Source organism: Croceicoccus naphthovorans (genome assembly GCF_001028705.1).
In the GTDB taxonomy this organism is placed as follows: domain Bacteria; phylum Pseudomonadota; class Alphaproteobacteria; order Sphingomonadales; family Sphingomonadaceae; genus Croceicoccus; species Croceicoccus naphthovorans.
In genome coordinates this window covers 2970462-2984581 of the sequence record NZ_CP011770.1, presented here as the reverse complement: position 1 = coordinate 2984581, position 14120 = coordinate 2970462, and the positions used below count along the sequence as shown (strand labels likewise).

The window sequence follows — 14120 nt, the reverse complement described above, 5'->3', positions numbered from 1 at the left end:
CCTAAACAATGAGGTTCTTCGGCGAACCCATTGCAAAAGCTTCGATATTCTCAATTGTCGTCTCGATGATGCGCGCGACCGCCTCATGCGTGTTATAGGCGACATGCGGAGTCACGATGACGTTCGGAAAGCGCAGAAGCACATGATTGGCCACGAGGGCCTCCAAATTCTCCTTCTCCAGCGGCGGTCCGCGAAACACTTCTGCCTCTTCACGGACGAGCGGCTCCTGCGGGAGCACATCAAGGCCAGCGGCGCGGAGTTTCCCCTCCGCCAGCGCGCGCACCAGAGCGGGAACGCTGACGATGTTGCCGCGCGCCGTATTGATCAGGAGCGCGCCGGTCTTCATGGCAGCGAACTCGGCATCGGACAGGAGATCCTGGGTCTGAGGGGTTGCCGGCAGATGCAATGTGACGATGTCGGCTTGGGAAAGGAGTTCGGCGAAAGGCAAATAGGTAAAGCCGAGATTTGCTGCCGCAGAGCTATCCGGATCGACGTCGAACGCTACGACATTCATGCCAAACCCGCGCGCGATCTCGATCGCGCGGCGCCCGATGCGGCCGGTCCCGACGACGCCAAGGGTCTTCCCGCGCAGCTCGATACCGCGCAGATCATCCTGTGAAAAATTTCCGCGCCGTGTACGTTCGACCGCCGGAACGAGATATCGCGCGGCAGCCAGCATCAAGGCAAAACTGTGCTCGGCTACAGTAACATCACCATAGTCGGGAACGTTGGCGATCTCGATGTCTTCTGCGGCGCACCAGGCCAGATCGATGTGGTCGTGGCCGGTCGAGCGGGTGGCGATCAGCCGCAGCTCGGGGAAGTGGCGCAGGACTTCTGCATCGAGCCGTGAATTGATGAATGTGCTGATCACTTCGGCATCGCTGTATTTTGCCGCGTTATCAGATGTCAGCCGTTCCTTGACACAAGTGAGTTCGTGATTGCCGGAAAGTGCGCGGCATGCCCTCGCCTCCCATTCCTCGGCCTCGAAGATGACGACCTTCATATCCGCGAACCCTCAGCCGGATGTGCTCGGCCTTTATCCGACATGGCCTCGGCTTGAGCGACCACCTTGACTGCGGCAACAAAACTGTCGGGGTTAAGCGAAATGGAGTCGATCCCGCAATCGACCAGGAAACCGGCAAACTCGGGATGGTCACTCGGTGCCTGGCCGCAAATTCCGATCTTTATCCCGGCCTGGTGCGCCTTGATAATGGCTTCGCCAATCGCCCGTTTTACCGCCTCGTTGCGTTCGTCGAACTGATCGGCGAGAAGCTCGGAATCGCGGTCGATCCCGAGCACGAGCTGGGTGAGATCGTTGGAACCTATCGAAAATCCGTCAAAGCGCTGTGCGAACTCCTCCGCGAGCAGGACGTTCGCCGGAATCTCGCACATCATATAGATTTGGAGACCGTTTCGGCCTCGTTCGAGACCGTTTTCCGCCATCACTTCGAGGACCCGATCGGCTTCGGCGAGCGTACGGCAGAATGGCACCATGATGATGACATTCTCAAAGCCGATCTCCTCGCGTACGCGCCGCAAAGCGCGGCATTCGAGCGCGAAACCCGCCTTGTAGCCTGGGCTGTAATAGCGCGAAGCGCCGCGCCATCCGATCATCGGATTTTCCTCATCCGGTTCGAAGGCCTCTCCTCCGAGAAGGTGAGCATATTCGTTTGTCTTGAAGTCGCTGAGGCGGACAATCACCGGCTGCGGATGAAACGGGGCCGCGAGCTTGGCTATGCCGAGCGCGAGCGTGTCGACGAAATAGTCGGTAGGCTCGGCATATCCGTGCGTAAGCTCGGCGATCGCGCGCCTGGCATCCTCGCTTGTGACCTTCTCCGGGGCGACGAGCGCCATCGGGTGAACTTTGACCAGGTGGTTGATCACGAATTCCATCCGCGCGAGGCCTACTCCGCGCGCGGGAAGGCGCCACCAGCGCATGGCGGCGGCCGGACTCGCGATATTCAGCATCACATCGGTTTCGGTCTCGGGCAGATCCGCCAGGTCGAACTCGATGGTTTCGAACTCGAGCGTCCCTTCATAGACCGCACCGCGGTCGCCTTCCGCGCATGACAGGGTGATGGGCTGCCCGTCCTGCAGGGTGCGCGTCGCTGTCTGTGTCCCAACGATGGCCGGCACGCCGAGTTCGCGGCTGACGATCGCTGCGTGGCTGGTAGTTCCGCCGTGATCAGTGATGATACCCGCTGCGCGCTTCATGATTGGCACCCAGTCCGGATCGGTCATGCCTGTCACAAGGATTGCACCATCTCGAAAAGCCTCGATCTGCGAGGCGTCCCGGATCGCGCAAACCTCCCCGGTGGCGATCGCCTCGCCGACCGCCGCGCCCGTAAGCAGCGGTTCGGCGCGCTGTTTCAACCTGTAGGTAGTCAGTCTTCCCGCTGCCTTGCCCGCCTGAACCGTTTCCGGGCGGGCCTGGACGATGAAGAGTTCGCCGGTTGCACCATCTTTCGCCCACTCCATGTCCATCGCGCGACCATAATGCTTTTCGATGGTCTTGGCGCAGCGCGCCAGCTCAAGTACCTCGTCATCGGAGAGGACGAAGGTCTCGCGTTCGCGGCGCGTGGTTCTCTTGGTCAACGTCCTGACGCTGCCGCCGGTCGCATAGATCATCTTGCGCTCCTTGGCCCCAAGACTGCGCTCGATAAGCGGAACCGTATCTGTACGTTCGAGAAAGGGTTTGAAGACACGGTAGGTGTCAGGATCGACCGAGCCCTGGACGACAGTCTCCCCAAGCCCCCAGGCGGCACTTATCACGATCACGTCGGGGAAACCCGTTTCGGTATCGACTGAAAACATGACCCCCGATCCAGCGAGATCCGAGCGCACCATGCGCTGCACTCCGATCGACAGGGCAACATCCATATGGTCGAAACCCTGTGCCTGACGGTAGCTGATCGCCCGGTCGGTAAAGAGCGAGGCAAAGCAGCGCCTGCAGGCATCGAGAAGTGCGCGCTTCCCGGTGACATTGAGAAAGGTCTCTTGCTGCCCGGCGAAGCTCGCTTCGGGAAGATCCTCCGCTGTCGCGCTGCTGCGGACCGCGACGCTGACCGCATCCTGTTCGCTGCGCGCAGACAAAGCGTCATAGGCTTCACCGATGGCCGCCTCGATCTCCGGTGGAAACGCCCCTTCCAGAAACGCATGCCGGATCGCAGCACCTGCCACTTGAAGCGAGGCGCGCCCGGCATCGAGCGCTTCGATCCAGCGCCTCATTTCGGGTTCAATGCCGTTGGCCGCGATATAGTGCCGATAGGCCTGCGCCGTTGTGGCGAAGCCTCCCGGCACTCTGATACCGCGCTTCGACAGCGCGCCGACCATCTCACCGAGCGAAGCATTCTTTCCGCCAACCATGGCGACGTCGCCGCGTCCAATATCCTCAAACCAGGCAATAAGGGCGTCGGGCATCGAAATCTCCGGGTCATTCGCGAGCGGTGCTCGGCAGTGGTCGAACGTGGACGTTGCCTCGAGCGGCGGCTAAATCTTACCCGTCGCCGCCGAAGCATCGTCCATATGGTGAGACGGTTTTCAGCCCGGCCGATTACAGCCCTGCTGCCCCCGCTCGCGAAAAAGCCAGCGCAGTCCGATGGGTGTGACAATCGTGGTGACGAGCGCCATGAGGACGAGAGCGGAAAAGAGATTGGCGACGACCGTGCCGGGATAATCGAAGAGCCCTGCCTCCCATGCGATACTCACGATGATCAATTCAACCGCCCCGCGGCCGCTCATGCCGAACCCGACCCCGAGCGCCTCCTTGCGGGTGAGACCAGAAAGCAGAGCAGGAAGCCCGGCGCCAATGATCTTGCCCATAAGTGCGACTAGAATCAGCGCCAGCACGATGCCAGGAATGATGGCAAGGGCCGCGAAATCCACGCGAATACCGATCGAAAGAAAGAAAAGCGGGGCCAGCAAGCCCATCGTGAGATCGCTGACCGTTGCTTTCAGGCGCGCGAAAGAGGCTTGACCCAGGCTCTTGGCGTTGAACAGAAGGGCGGCGGCGAAGGCTCCGATGATGAAGTCCATGCCAAGCAGTTCGGCCAGCCCTGCAAACCCCAAGGCTGTCAGAATGAGCGCGGTAAACTCAGGGGCGGGAATCCGCAGGCGCGAGATCAGATTGGCGATCCTCGGCGCCCCGAAATAGCCGGCGGCAGCGACAATGAGGAAGAACAGCGCGGCTTTGCCAAGCAGCGGCAACATCGCCCCAATCCCCGGGACGGAACCTGCCGCAATTGCGCCGGTCAAGATCGCGAGGAGCACAAGTCCGATGATATCGTCGAGAATTGCAGCGGCGATCACCGTGCGACCGGTTGGGGTGTGGACCATGCCGAGATCCATGAACACGCCGATGGCGACCGGGACCGCAGAAATTGACAATGCAACGCCGACCAGCAGAGCCTGGACGAATTTCATCGGGTTGTCGGGAAGCACCCACCACGCAAGGGCCATGCCCAAAGCGAGTGGCAACAGCACGCCTCCGAGCGCCACGGCAGCCGAGCGACCCGAATGTCTGAACAGCTCTCCGGGGGCAATTTCGAGGCCGGCAAGCAGCAGCAGGAAGAAAATTCCGAACTCGGCGGCAAGGTCGAGAAAGGCGCTGCGCGACAATTCGGCGAGAAACGGAGCGTTGAGGGAGGCCGCCAAAACCGCCAGTATTAGCCCGGCCCCGATCTCCCCCACCAGCGCGGGCTGGCCGAGGCGCGTTGCAATCTCTCCGAAGGATCTCGCCGCCAGCAGCAGGAGAATGAGATGCAGCACATGCTCGATCATCGTGCGAACCCGATTGCGGCAGCTGCGACAAGGCCAACGGCGGCAGTATAGGCGAGCATTGGCACAAGCGTGACCCGGATGATCTCTCCCTCGCGCCCGACACGGCCGACGACGGCTGCAGCTGCCACCACATTGACGACCGACACCATGTTCCCCGCGCTGGCGCCAAGGATCTGGGCGCCAAGGACGGTTTCCGGTGGCAGTCCGGCCTGATTGGCTGCGGTGAACTGAAACAGGGCAAATGTCATATTGCTGAAGGTCGCGCTTCCTGAGAGAAAACTGCCCAGCGCTCCGATAAATGGTGCAATCACCGGCCAGTTCTGTCCGGCGGCATCGGCCGCAAGAACTGAAAGCGCCATTGGCATGCTCGGCAAACCGTCCGAATTGATTCCCGAATACACAAAGACGCGCACCATCGGGACCGCCGCCGCAAGCGTCACCGCGCTTGCGGCCGTGATCTTCAGAGTGTCCCGGCCAGCGCTGCGTAGACGCTCACTGTCGAGAGGCAAAATACAGACGGCCAAGAGACCCGCGATCAAAAACATCGAACCAGGCAAATATAGCGGCGCAAGCGCTATGTTGATCTGCGTCCCCAGAACCGAATCCCAGGCAAAAGAGACGTCCTGCAAGGCCTGTTTGACCGGCAACAGATCTGCGCGGCTCACGAGAAGGAGCGCGGCGAGCAAGAGATAGGGTGCCCAGGCTCGCTTCAGTGTAACGCGTGACGGTTCTACGGCAATCGGCGCACCCGGATCAGCCCCGCTCGAGCGGGGCATGAGAAAGCCGTGCCGTGCTGCTGGTACCACGAGCACGATGGCACAGAGCGCGCCGACAAGCGCGGGAAGTTCGGGACCTAGCGTCGCACTGACGACAAAGGCAGGTATGGTGTAAGCAAGACCGGCAAACAGAGCGAACCGCCAATATCCCAGCGCACTGGACCAGCTTCGTTCTTCGGAAAAGAACCGCGAGTAGATAAGGATGAGCGCGAACGGGACGAGCGATCCGGTAGTCAGATCAATTGCAGCTGCCACCTGCGCCGAGTTTTCAATCAGACTATCGAGCCCGCCATCTGCGGCGGGTTGACGAAGTCCTTCGCGTAGCCCGATGGCTACCGGCGTGCCGATCGCACCGAAGGCAACCGGGCTGCTATTGGCAATCAGTGCAAGCGACACGGCTGCCATGGGTGTGAAACGAAGCGCCACAAGCAGCGGAGCGGTAATGGCGGCCGGTGTGCCGAAACCGGCGACGCCTTCGAGGAAAGCACCGAAGGTCCAGCTGATGACGATGAGCTGGACCCGCGGTTCCGGCGATATGGCCGCGAATCCTTCGCGTATCCGGGCCATCGCCTCGCCTTCGGTAAGGAGCCTCAAGAGAAGTATCGCACCAAAGATGATCCACAAGACCGAGGCCGCGATCGCCAAACCCTCGATCGAAGCGGCCAGGATTGTGCGGGGCGCCATGTGCCACAGGAAATAGCCGGCAGCAGCGGTTACGATATAGGCCAGTGCCATGGCCCGCGATGCGGGCATCCGCAGACCGACAAGGAAAAGCAGAACCGCGAGCAGGGGCGAAAGCGCTGCAAGAAATAGGCTGAATGTAATGTCGCCCTCCGCTCGGCCGTGCGCAGCGTCAGACTGCGTCTCGTCTATCGGACGGGAAAGAGGGCCGGCGATTACGGCGGAGATCGGCGCAGAGGCACCCTCGGCCCGCATCAGCGCGGCTCGGCCCTCCCCGTCCGGGGCCAAAGGAGTCAGGCGGGCTCAGCCATTCGGCAGCATGGCTTCTCGCGCCGCTTGCTCGGCAAAGCTCGCGATAAGCTCACAGCACCTTTCCGGCTCGCGCAGAAAGGGGTGATGATCGAGCCCCTCAAGGACACAAAGCTGCACATTCGAGAAAGCTTCTGCCAGCGCTCTTACCGGCGCAAGCGGTGCCATGATGTCATCGCTCCCATGAATACAAAGCACGTTGTGAACGGGCTCTAGAATTCTCAGGTCGTCCGCAACATCATGGCGATAGACAACATCCCATAGCGACGAGGTAGATGACCTCCACGTATGCTTGACAAGGTCTTCGACGACCTCGCGCGGAATATCTCGAATGAGATAGGGCAGGATTCTCCCTAACAGGCGGCGCGTGATGATGCAGGCTAGCATGGTCAACAGGACGTTGGTGTATATGAGCCCTCCTTTAACCGGTCCCTGGCGCATATATGTATACGCCGCGTCCTGCGATCCGAAGTGAGGCAGGCTGATGAGTACGAGGCGCTCGACAGTCTCGGTATGTCTGGCCGCATAGGCTGCGGCAATCAAAGCGCCCAGCGAATGGCCAACGAGCGTTACCGGCCCGAGAGGGGCGAGAACGCGCTGCAGGGCATCGACATGCCGTTCGACGCTATACTTCACCCAGGGCTTGGGCGATCGTCCGAAGCCCAAGAGGTCGACGAGCACAATTCTATGCTCTTGCGCAAGCTCGGTTACCCGCGTCTCCCAATATCGCGTGGTCCCACCCAGCCCCGCAACGAACACCAGGGTCCGGACACCGCTTCCAAATATCTTCACAAATAGCTCAGGGTCGCGATCGCGTCTTGAAGGGAGGATCAAATCTTGCACCATTTCTCTGATTTTTCGCGCGTCGCCTGCGAGGACAGACGCCTTGGCGTCGCCAAGGTTACACGGGCGGCTCAGCCTGACGAGCGCCGACGAAACCAGACAGGCATACGAGCGGATCATGGCGGCGTAAGGCTGCGTATCCTGCCGCGTCTTAACCGGGGAGACCGTAAAAAAGACAAAGGATCCCCTCGTCATGATAGCCACCCTGACGCTCAACCCGACTATCGATGGTGCGGCGCAGGCCGAGGTGGTGAAGCCGATGCACAAGATCCGCACATTCGATGAGCATTATTACCCTGGCGGAGGCGGTCTCAACGTTGCGCGCGTCATCAATGAACTCGGCGGCGAGTCCTACGCGCTTTATCTTGCAGGTGGAGCAACAGGCGGCGTGTTGCAGGAGCTCGTCAAGCAAGCAAGGGTGCGGGCCGAACGCTTCTCGATCTCCGGCTCCACGCGGATCAGCCACGCGATCTACGAACGGTCCACCAATTTCGAATTTCGCTTCGTGCCGCAGGGTCCGGAAGTCTCCGAACGCGACTGCGAAGTCGTCCTGCGAGCGCTTCAAACGCTCGATTGCAAATATCTCGTGGCAAGCGGGAGTCTTCCGCGCGGCCTGCGTAGCGATATCTACGCCGTCGTCGGTGCGATTTGCCAGCGCCGAGGCATCAAGCTGGTACTGGACAGTTCTGGAGACGCTCTGCGGCATGGCATTGGTGGCGGCGTTCACCTGGCAAAGCCGAGCCTAGGCGAACTCGAAACGCTCGTCGGCCGAAGGCTGGCGACCGCGGCAGAGCAGGAAACGGCGGCCCAAGCCATCGTGCGCGATAATGGCCTCGACATGCTCGCTCTCACTCTGGGGCGCGATGGCGCCATGCTTGTCACGCCCGAGAAGACCGTGATGCACGCCGCCCCGAAGATCAATGCACAAAGCGCCGTCGGTGCGGGAGACAGCTTCCTTGCCGCAATGACCGTTCGCCTTGCCGCAGGCGACGCGCCCGAGGCGGCCTTTCTTTACGGCATGGCAGCTGGCGCTGCCACGGCGCTTACACCAGGAACTTCGCTATGCAAGCGCAGCGATGTCGAGCGGCTCTATGCCGAACTCAGAGCGCGCAGCGAGGGCTAGGGTGGCAGGCAAGCAACTGTAAGAGCCAGCGCTCATTACCGTCTTGATCCAGAAGCACTATGGTTCAGCCTAGAGGGAATTCGCTTTGGCAACACTCACTTTAGAAGTCGGAAATCTCTTTGAAGAACTCGATCACCTCGGCGTGGAGAAGCAGCTGCGGCATGAAGCCGGCGTAAGCCGAGCCACTGCAAACCCCGCGGGGGGCAGCGTGACCGTGGAATACGACCCTGCGCAGACCGATGGGACGCGGCTTCAGAGCCTGATCAAAAGCTGCGGCTTCCGCTGCCGTGGCGGCATCGTGCCGAAGCATGTCTGCAAGCCGGCGGAAGCAAATCTTTCGGACTCCGGCAGGGGACCGGAGCGCGGTACGGACAGCAAGGAAAGAGAGGTAGTCGGCCACGATCACCGCCAAGGCGGGGCGAAGGACGAAATGGCCCACGAAATGGGGCATGGAGGCGGGATGGATATGCAGGAGATGGTTCGCGACATGCGCAACCGTTTCTGGATTGCCTTCATCTTCACGATCCCGATTTTCATTTACTCCCCGATGGGCGGCTTTTTCACACCTCCGGCCCCGCCCTTCGGACTGAAGCTCGACCTGTGGCTGTTTGGATTGGCGAGCGCCGCCGTGCTGTATCCGGCCTGGCCATTTGTGGTCGCTGCCTGGCGAGCGCTGCGCAACGGCATCCTCAATATGGCTGTCCTCGTCGTGCTTTCCGTTGGCACCGGCTATCTCTTCAGTGTCGGCTCGACGTTCTTCTTCCCCGGCGTGCAATTCTACGAGGCGGTCGCGATCCTGCTTGTGTTCATCCTTCTCGGACACTGGCTGGAAATGCGCGCGCGGGCGGGCGCTTCGGCAGCGATCCGGGCATTGCTCGATCTGGCCCCGCCAATGGCGGTCGTTCTGCGCGATGGCGAGGAGCAGGAAATCCCAACGGCCGACGTCCTTGAAGGCGACACCGTGCTCATCCGCCCGGGCAACAAGATCCCCGTAGACGGGGAGGTATTGGAAGGCAGCTCCCAGGTCGATGAATCGATGCTGACCGGTGAATCCATGCCGGTCGCAAAAGGACCCGGTGACGAGGTCATCGGAGCGACCATCAACAAGAGCGGCAGTTTCCGCTACCGGGCGACCAAGGTCGGCGCTGACACGGCGCTCGCGCAAATCGTGAAGCTCGTGCAGGAGGCGCAGAATTCCAAGGCGCCCGCGCAATTGCTCGCCGACCGCGCGTCGCAATGGCTTGTTCTGATCGCGATCGTCATTGGCCTCGGAACGTTTGCTGTCTGGTTCTGGTGGATCGGTGAAACATTGCTGTTTGCCGTGACCCTGACAATCACGGTCTTCGTGATCGCCTGCCCCGATGCGCTCGGACTGGCCACACCGATGGCGGTCATGGTCGGCACCGGGCTCGGCGCAAGTCGCGGCATTCTGTTCAAGAACGCGTCGGCGCTGGAAGACGCCACAAAGCTCAATGTCGTTATCTTCGACAAGACCGGCACCTTGACGATGGGCGAACCGCGCGTCGTGGATATCGTGGCCGCCGAGGGCCGCATGCCCGAACAAGTGTTGCTACTGGCCGCTGCGGTCGAAAAGGGATCGGAGCATCCGCTCGCCCTTGCGATCCTTGACAAGGCCGAAGGACTGAAGATCCCCGAAGCGCGCGATTTTCTCAACCGCGACGGGAGAGGGGCGCAGGCGGAGGTCAACGGCGATACCGTTTTCCTCGGCAACCGCCGGCTGATGGACGAAGAATCAATCTCACTGGGAGGGCTGGCTGACAAGGCCGAGGAACTCAAGGGAGCGGGCCGCACGGTCGTCCATGTCGCTCACCAGGGGATTCTTGTAGGCCTGATCGCGATCGCCGATGCGCCGCGTCCGACGGCCAAGGCCGCGATTGCCCGGCTACATGACAAGGGCGTCGAGGTCGCCATGCTCACCGGCGACAATGAGGGTACCGCGCGGCGCGTGGCCGAGGAACTGGGTATCGACATCGTGCTCGCCGATGTGCTTCCCGGCCAGAAGGCCGACAAGGTGAAAGAGCTTCAGGCGCAAGGAAAAAGAGTCGGAATGGTCGGGGATGGCATCAATGATGCGCCTGCCCTGACCCAGGCCGATGTGGGCTTTGCGATCGGGGCCGGTACCGATGTGGCCATGGAAAGCGCAGACGTCGTGCTGATGCGAAGTGATCCCTACGATGTTGTGGGCGCGGTGGAGCTGTCGCGTGCGACGCTGCGAAAGATGCATCAGAACCTGTTCTGGGCGGTCGCCTACAACGTCATCGCCTTTCCCGCCGCCGCCGGTGTCTTCTATCCGTTCATTATCAGTCCCGCTGTCGCAGCAATCGCGATGTCCGGCAGTTCCGTCCTTGTCGCGGTCAATGCCCTGCTGCTCAAACGCACCCGCCTAGACAGCTATAAGCCTGAAAATTTTGCCGAAGAGGCCCCCACACCGCCTGTTACCGGTCAGGCGAGTGCCTGAGTGTCAGGCCTTGATGCCGTCCAAGTGTCCTTCACTGCAAGAGCGTCCGACGCCTCATTCGCTCGGCAGGGCACGGGCCAACAGCCGGTCGGTGTCAAGCGAAGCATTCGCTCCGCCATAAAGAAACGCACGGTTGTCGGGGTCGAGCCGCGTCACGCAGAACCCGGCGAGAACGGCAGATGGTGCATCGCGGAGGCAGACTGCCTCGAGCGACAGCGCGACCGTCTCGACGAAGGCGCGCGCTTCGGATTCCGCGGGGACACCATTGACACGAATGCCGTCGAGGCGATCGATGGCCGCATCGAGCAGCGGATGCGCGCCCTGCGCCCGGCCAAGCTCCGCGCGCAGGGCTTCCCACGCTTGCGGTTCGCGCGTGAGCGCGCGGAGGGCATCGAGCGCGATCACGTTACCCGATCCCTCCCAGATCGCGTTCAGAGGGCTCTGCCGAAAAAGGCGCGGCATGGGCCCCTCTTCCACGAAGCCGGCGCCGCCAAGACACTCAAGCGCTTCGTAGACGAAGCCGGGTTGACGTTTGCAGACCCAATATTTTGCGATCGGCGTCGCGAGGCGCGCAATGGCCGCTTCGCGTTCGTTGCCGGCCTGCGCAGCGTCGAACGCCGAGGCGATGCGGATCATCAGCGCCGTCGCGGCCTCGACCTCGAGCGCGAGGTCGGCGAGAACACCGCGCATGGCGGGCTGGTCGACCAATTGGCGCTGGAAGGCCGTGCGGTGCCGCGTATGCCATGCGGCTTGCGTAAGAGCTGCACGCATTCCCGCGGCGGACCCTGCAATACAGTCAAGCCGTGTGCCCTGCACCATATCGATGATTGTCCGGATGCCTCTACCCTCCGCACCGACACGCTGGGCCCAGGCGCCGTGATATTCGATTTCGGACGAGGCGTTGGAGCGGTCGCCGAGCTTGTCCTTGAGCCGCATGATGTGAATGGCATTGCGGGTCCCGTCGGGGCGCCAGCGCGGCACGAGAAAGCAGGTCAGGCCGCCTTGTGCGTAGGCGAGCGTCAGAAAGGCGTCGGACATGGGGGCGGAACAGAACCATTTGTGGCCGATCAGCTCATATTCCCCTGTGCCGAGCGCATGCGCGCGTGTAGTATTCGCGCGAACGTCGCTACCGCCCTGCTTCTCGGTCATCGCCATGCCCATTGTCGCGCCAGTCTTCTCAGCAGCCGGGATAAACCGCGGGTCATACTGGCCGATGGTAACGCGCGGCTCCCATTCTGCGGCTACGGCTGGTTCGGCGCGGAGCGCGGGAACGACCGCGTAAGTCATCGACATCGGGCAGACCGCGCCCGCGTCGGCCTGGGTCATGAGGTAGAGGAGCGAAGCGTGCAGCATATGACCCGCATGCTCGGTGTTCCAGGCCGCCCCCGACACGCCGCCTTCAAGGCCGAGGCGCATCAGTTGGTGGTAGGCGGGATGAAACTCGACTTCGTCGATCCGGTGGCCGAAGCGGTCGAAGGTTTTCAGCTTTGGCGGGTTTTCGTTGGCAAGGCGCCCCCATTCGAGCGCCTCGAAACTGCCGACGCGTTTGCCAAATACAGCAAGCTGGTCGCGGTGCGCAGCCGCCCCGTTTCGTTCGAGTGCGCTCTGCAAGGGAACGTCGAGCTCGAAGGCGTTGAAATCCACAAGTGGTGGAGGCTGGTTGAACACTTCATGCGTGGCAAGCTGGTCTGGCGATGGGATTTTCGGCATATCCGAGTCTCGCCGAGACAGCGAAAAAGCGCAACTCCTCACTGGGCAAAGTGCTTTATCTGCCCATTATTGACGGAACCGAATGATGCCATGCGATGAAAAAACCGGCAGCTGTGCTGCAGAACAGGCCGAAGGGAAGGCGGCGGACTGGGCCAACGCCGAGTGCATGTGCGTTACGCTCGACCGGCAGCGTTTGGCGGCCCTCCTCGATGCGGAACTCGGCGTGAACGGAGCCGGCGACACCCTTCTTGCATCGCAATCGACCCTCTTTGCCGCTGCCCCGGTCTTCATCGATCCAGCTACCCTTTCGGCCATGACGGAGGTTGTCGCGGCCATCGAGACCGTCGCCAAAACCCCTGCCTTCCGCTCGGTTGTCATGAGCTGGGCGCCTTCGTCAGCCGCCCGAGATTTCGGCCCCAAAGGGGGTCTTATGGGCTACGATTTCCATCTTACCGCCAACGGCCCTCGGCTCATCGAGATCAACACCAATGCCGGCGGCGCTTTTCTCAACGCCCTGCTTGCCGATGCGCAAACCCAGTGCTGCCGGGAAACACGACCGGCTCTGGTCGCGGGCATCTCACAGGACACATTCCGGACAAGGATTGCCCGGATGTTCGAGGAGGAGTGGCATGCACAGGATCGTGCCGGTGAGCTCGAATGCATAGCGATCGTCGATGATGAGCCTGAAGAACAGCCGCTCTTTCCCGAATTTCTCGCAGCAAGGACCCTATTGCAGGAGCACGGATATGAGGTGGTGATCGCCGGGCCCGACGACCTCAAGCTCTCCCCCGCCGGATTACTCTTCGAGGCCAGGAAAATCGATCTTGTTTATAATCGCCTGGTCGATTTCTCCCTCGATCGGCCGGAGAGCAGGACCCTGCGGGAAGCCTATCTGAATGACCGCGTGGTGCTCTCGCCAAATCCGCATATCCATGCGCTCTATGCCGACAAGCGGAACCTCTGCCTGCTGTCCGATCCGGATTGGCTGGCCTCGTGCGGTTTGAGCGAACGCGAGACGAAGGTGATCCTCGCCGCGGTGCCGAAAACGGCTATCGTCGACCGTAAGAACGCCGAGCAATTCTGGTCCGAACGGCGAGACTGGTTTTTCAAACCTGCCCGCGGATATGGCAGCAAGGCGGCCTATCGCGGAGCGAAGCTGACGAGAAGGGTCTGGTCCGAGATCGCCGAGGGCGGCTATGTCGCGCAGCGATTTACGCCCCCGAGCACGCGCAAGGTCCGTCTTGAGAACGATACCGCCGAGCTCAAAGTGGATGTCCGGCTTTATACCTATGGCGGAGAAATACTGTTGCGCGCGGCACGGCTCTACCAGGGGCAGGCGACAAATATGCGAACCCCGGGTGGCGGCTTTTCGCCGATCCTTCCCATGCCGGATGCTCCTGACAGCGGGTTCCGGTAAGTT

The 14120-nt window shown here is 61.6% G+C and carries 9 protein-coding genes; 3 read left to right on the top strand and 6 right to left on the bottom strand.

What is annotated here, in order from left to right; all coding sequences use genetic code 11:
• Nucleotide 1: 1 nt before the first annotated feature.
• The 5 genes from AB433_RS14845 to AB433_RS14825 all read right to left on the bottom strand — a co-directional run bounded on the left by AB433_RS14845 (nt 2) and on the right by AB433_RS14825 (nt 7583).
• On the bottom strand, nt 2-1003 hold the full coding sequence (locus tag AB433_RS14845) for a hydroxyacid dehydrogenase (RefSeq protein ID WP_046904082.1): 1002 nt from the start codon (nt 1001-1003) through the stop codon (nt 2-4).
• A complete protein-coding gene (ppsA, locus tag AB433_RS14840) occupies nt 1000-3420 on the bottom strand; it encodes a phosphoenolpyruvate synthase (protein ID WP_047822096.1) in 2421 nt (806 codons plus the stop codon). Before ppsA ends, AB433_RS14845 begins: the two co-directional genes overlap by 4 nt.
• A gap of 120 nt (nt 3421-3540) precedes the next feature.
• Nucleotides 3541-4779: a cation:proton antiporter gene (locus AB433_RS14835; RefSeq protein ID WP_047822095.1), complete on the bottom strand. Its 1239-nt coding sequence runs from the start codon at nt 4777-4779 to the stop codon at nt 3541-3543.
• The gene (locus tag AB433_RS14830; protein WP_047824217.1) at nt 4776-6380 is read right to left on the bottom strand and encodes an L-lactate permease; all 1605 of its coding nucleotides are present in this window, start codon (nt 6378-6380) and stop codon (nt 4776-4778) included. Before AB433_RS14830 ends, AB433_RS14835 begins: the two co-directional genes overlap by 4 nt.
• A gap of 159 nt (nt 6381-6539) precedes the next feature.
• A complete protein-coding gene (locus AB433_RS14825; RefSeq protein ID WP_047822087.1) occupies nt 6540-7583 on the bottom strand; it encodes an alpha/beta fold hydrolase in 1044 nt (347 codons plus the stop codon).
• Here AB433_RS14825 and AB433_RS14820 point away from each other — a divergent pair.
• A complete protein-coding gene (locus tag AB433_RS14820; protein ID WP_047822080.1) occupies nt 7582-8511 on the top strand; it encodes a 1-phosphofructokinase family hexose kinase in 930 nt (309 codons plus the stop codon). The genes AB433_RS14825 and AB433_RS14820 overlap by 2 nt on opposite strands.
• An 85-nt stretch (nt 8512-8596) precedes the next feature.
• Nucleotides 8597-10990, top strand: coding sequence for a heavy metal translocating P-type ATPase (locus tag AB433_RS14815; protein WP_047822078.1), 2394 nt, complete (start codon nt 8597-8599; stop codon nt 10988-10990).
• A gap of 54 nt (nt 10991-11044) precedes the next feature.
• On the opposite strand, the gene AB433_RS14810 is transcribed toward AB433_RS14815, so the two are convergent.
• Nucleotides 11045-12700 (bottom strand): acyl-CoA dehydrogenase family protein, encoded by a 1656-nt coding sequence (locus tag AB433_RS14810; protein ID WP_047822076.1) that lies wholly within the window; start codon nt 12698-12700, stop codon nt 11045-11047.
• Between the two features lie 82 nt (nt 12701-12782).
• Here AB433_RS14810 and AB433_RS14805 point away from each other — a divergent pair, with 82 nt between their 5' ends.
• Nucleotides 12783-14117: a response regulator gene (locus AB433_RS14805; RefSeq protein ID WP_047822074.1), complete on the top strand. Its 1335-nt coding sequence runs from the start codon at nt 12783-12785 to the stop codon at nt 14115-14117.
• The last annotated feature ends 3 nt before the right edge of the window (nt 14118-14120 follow it).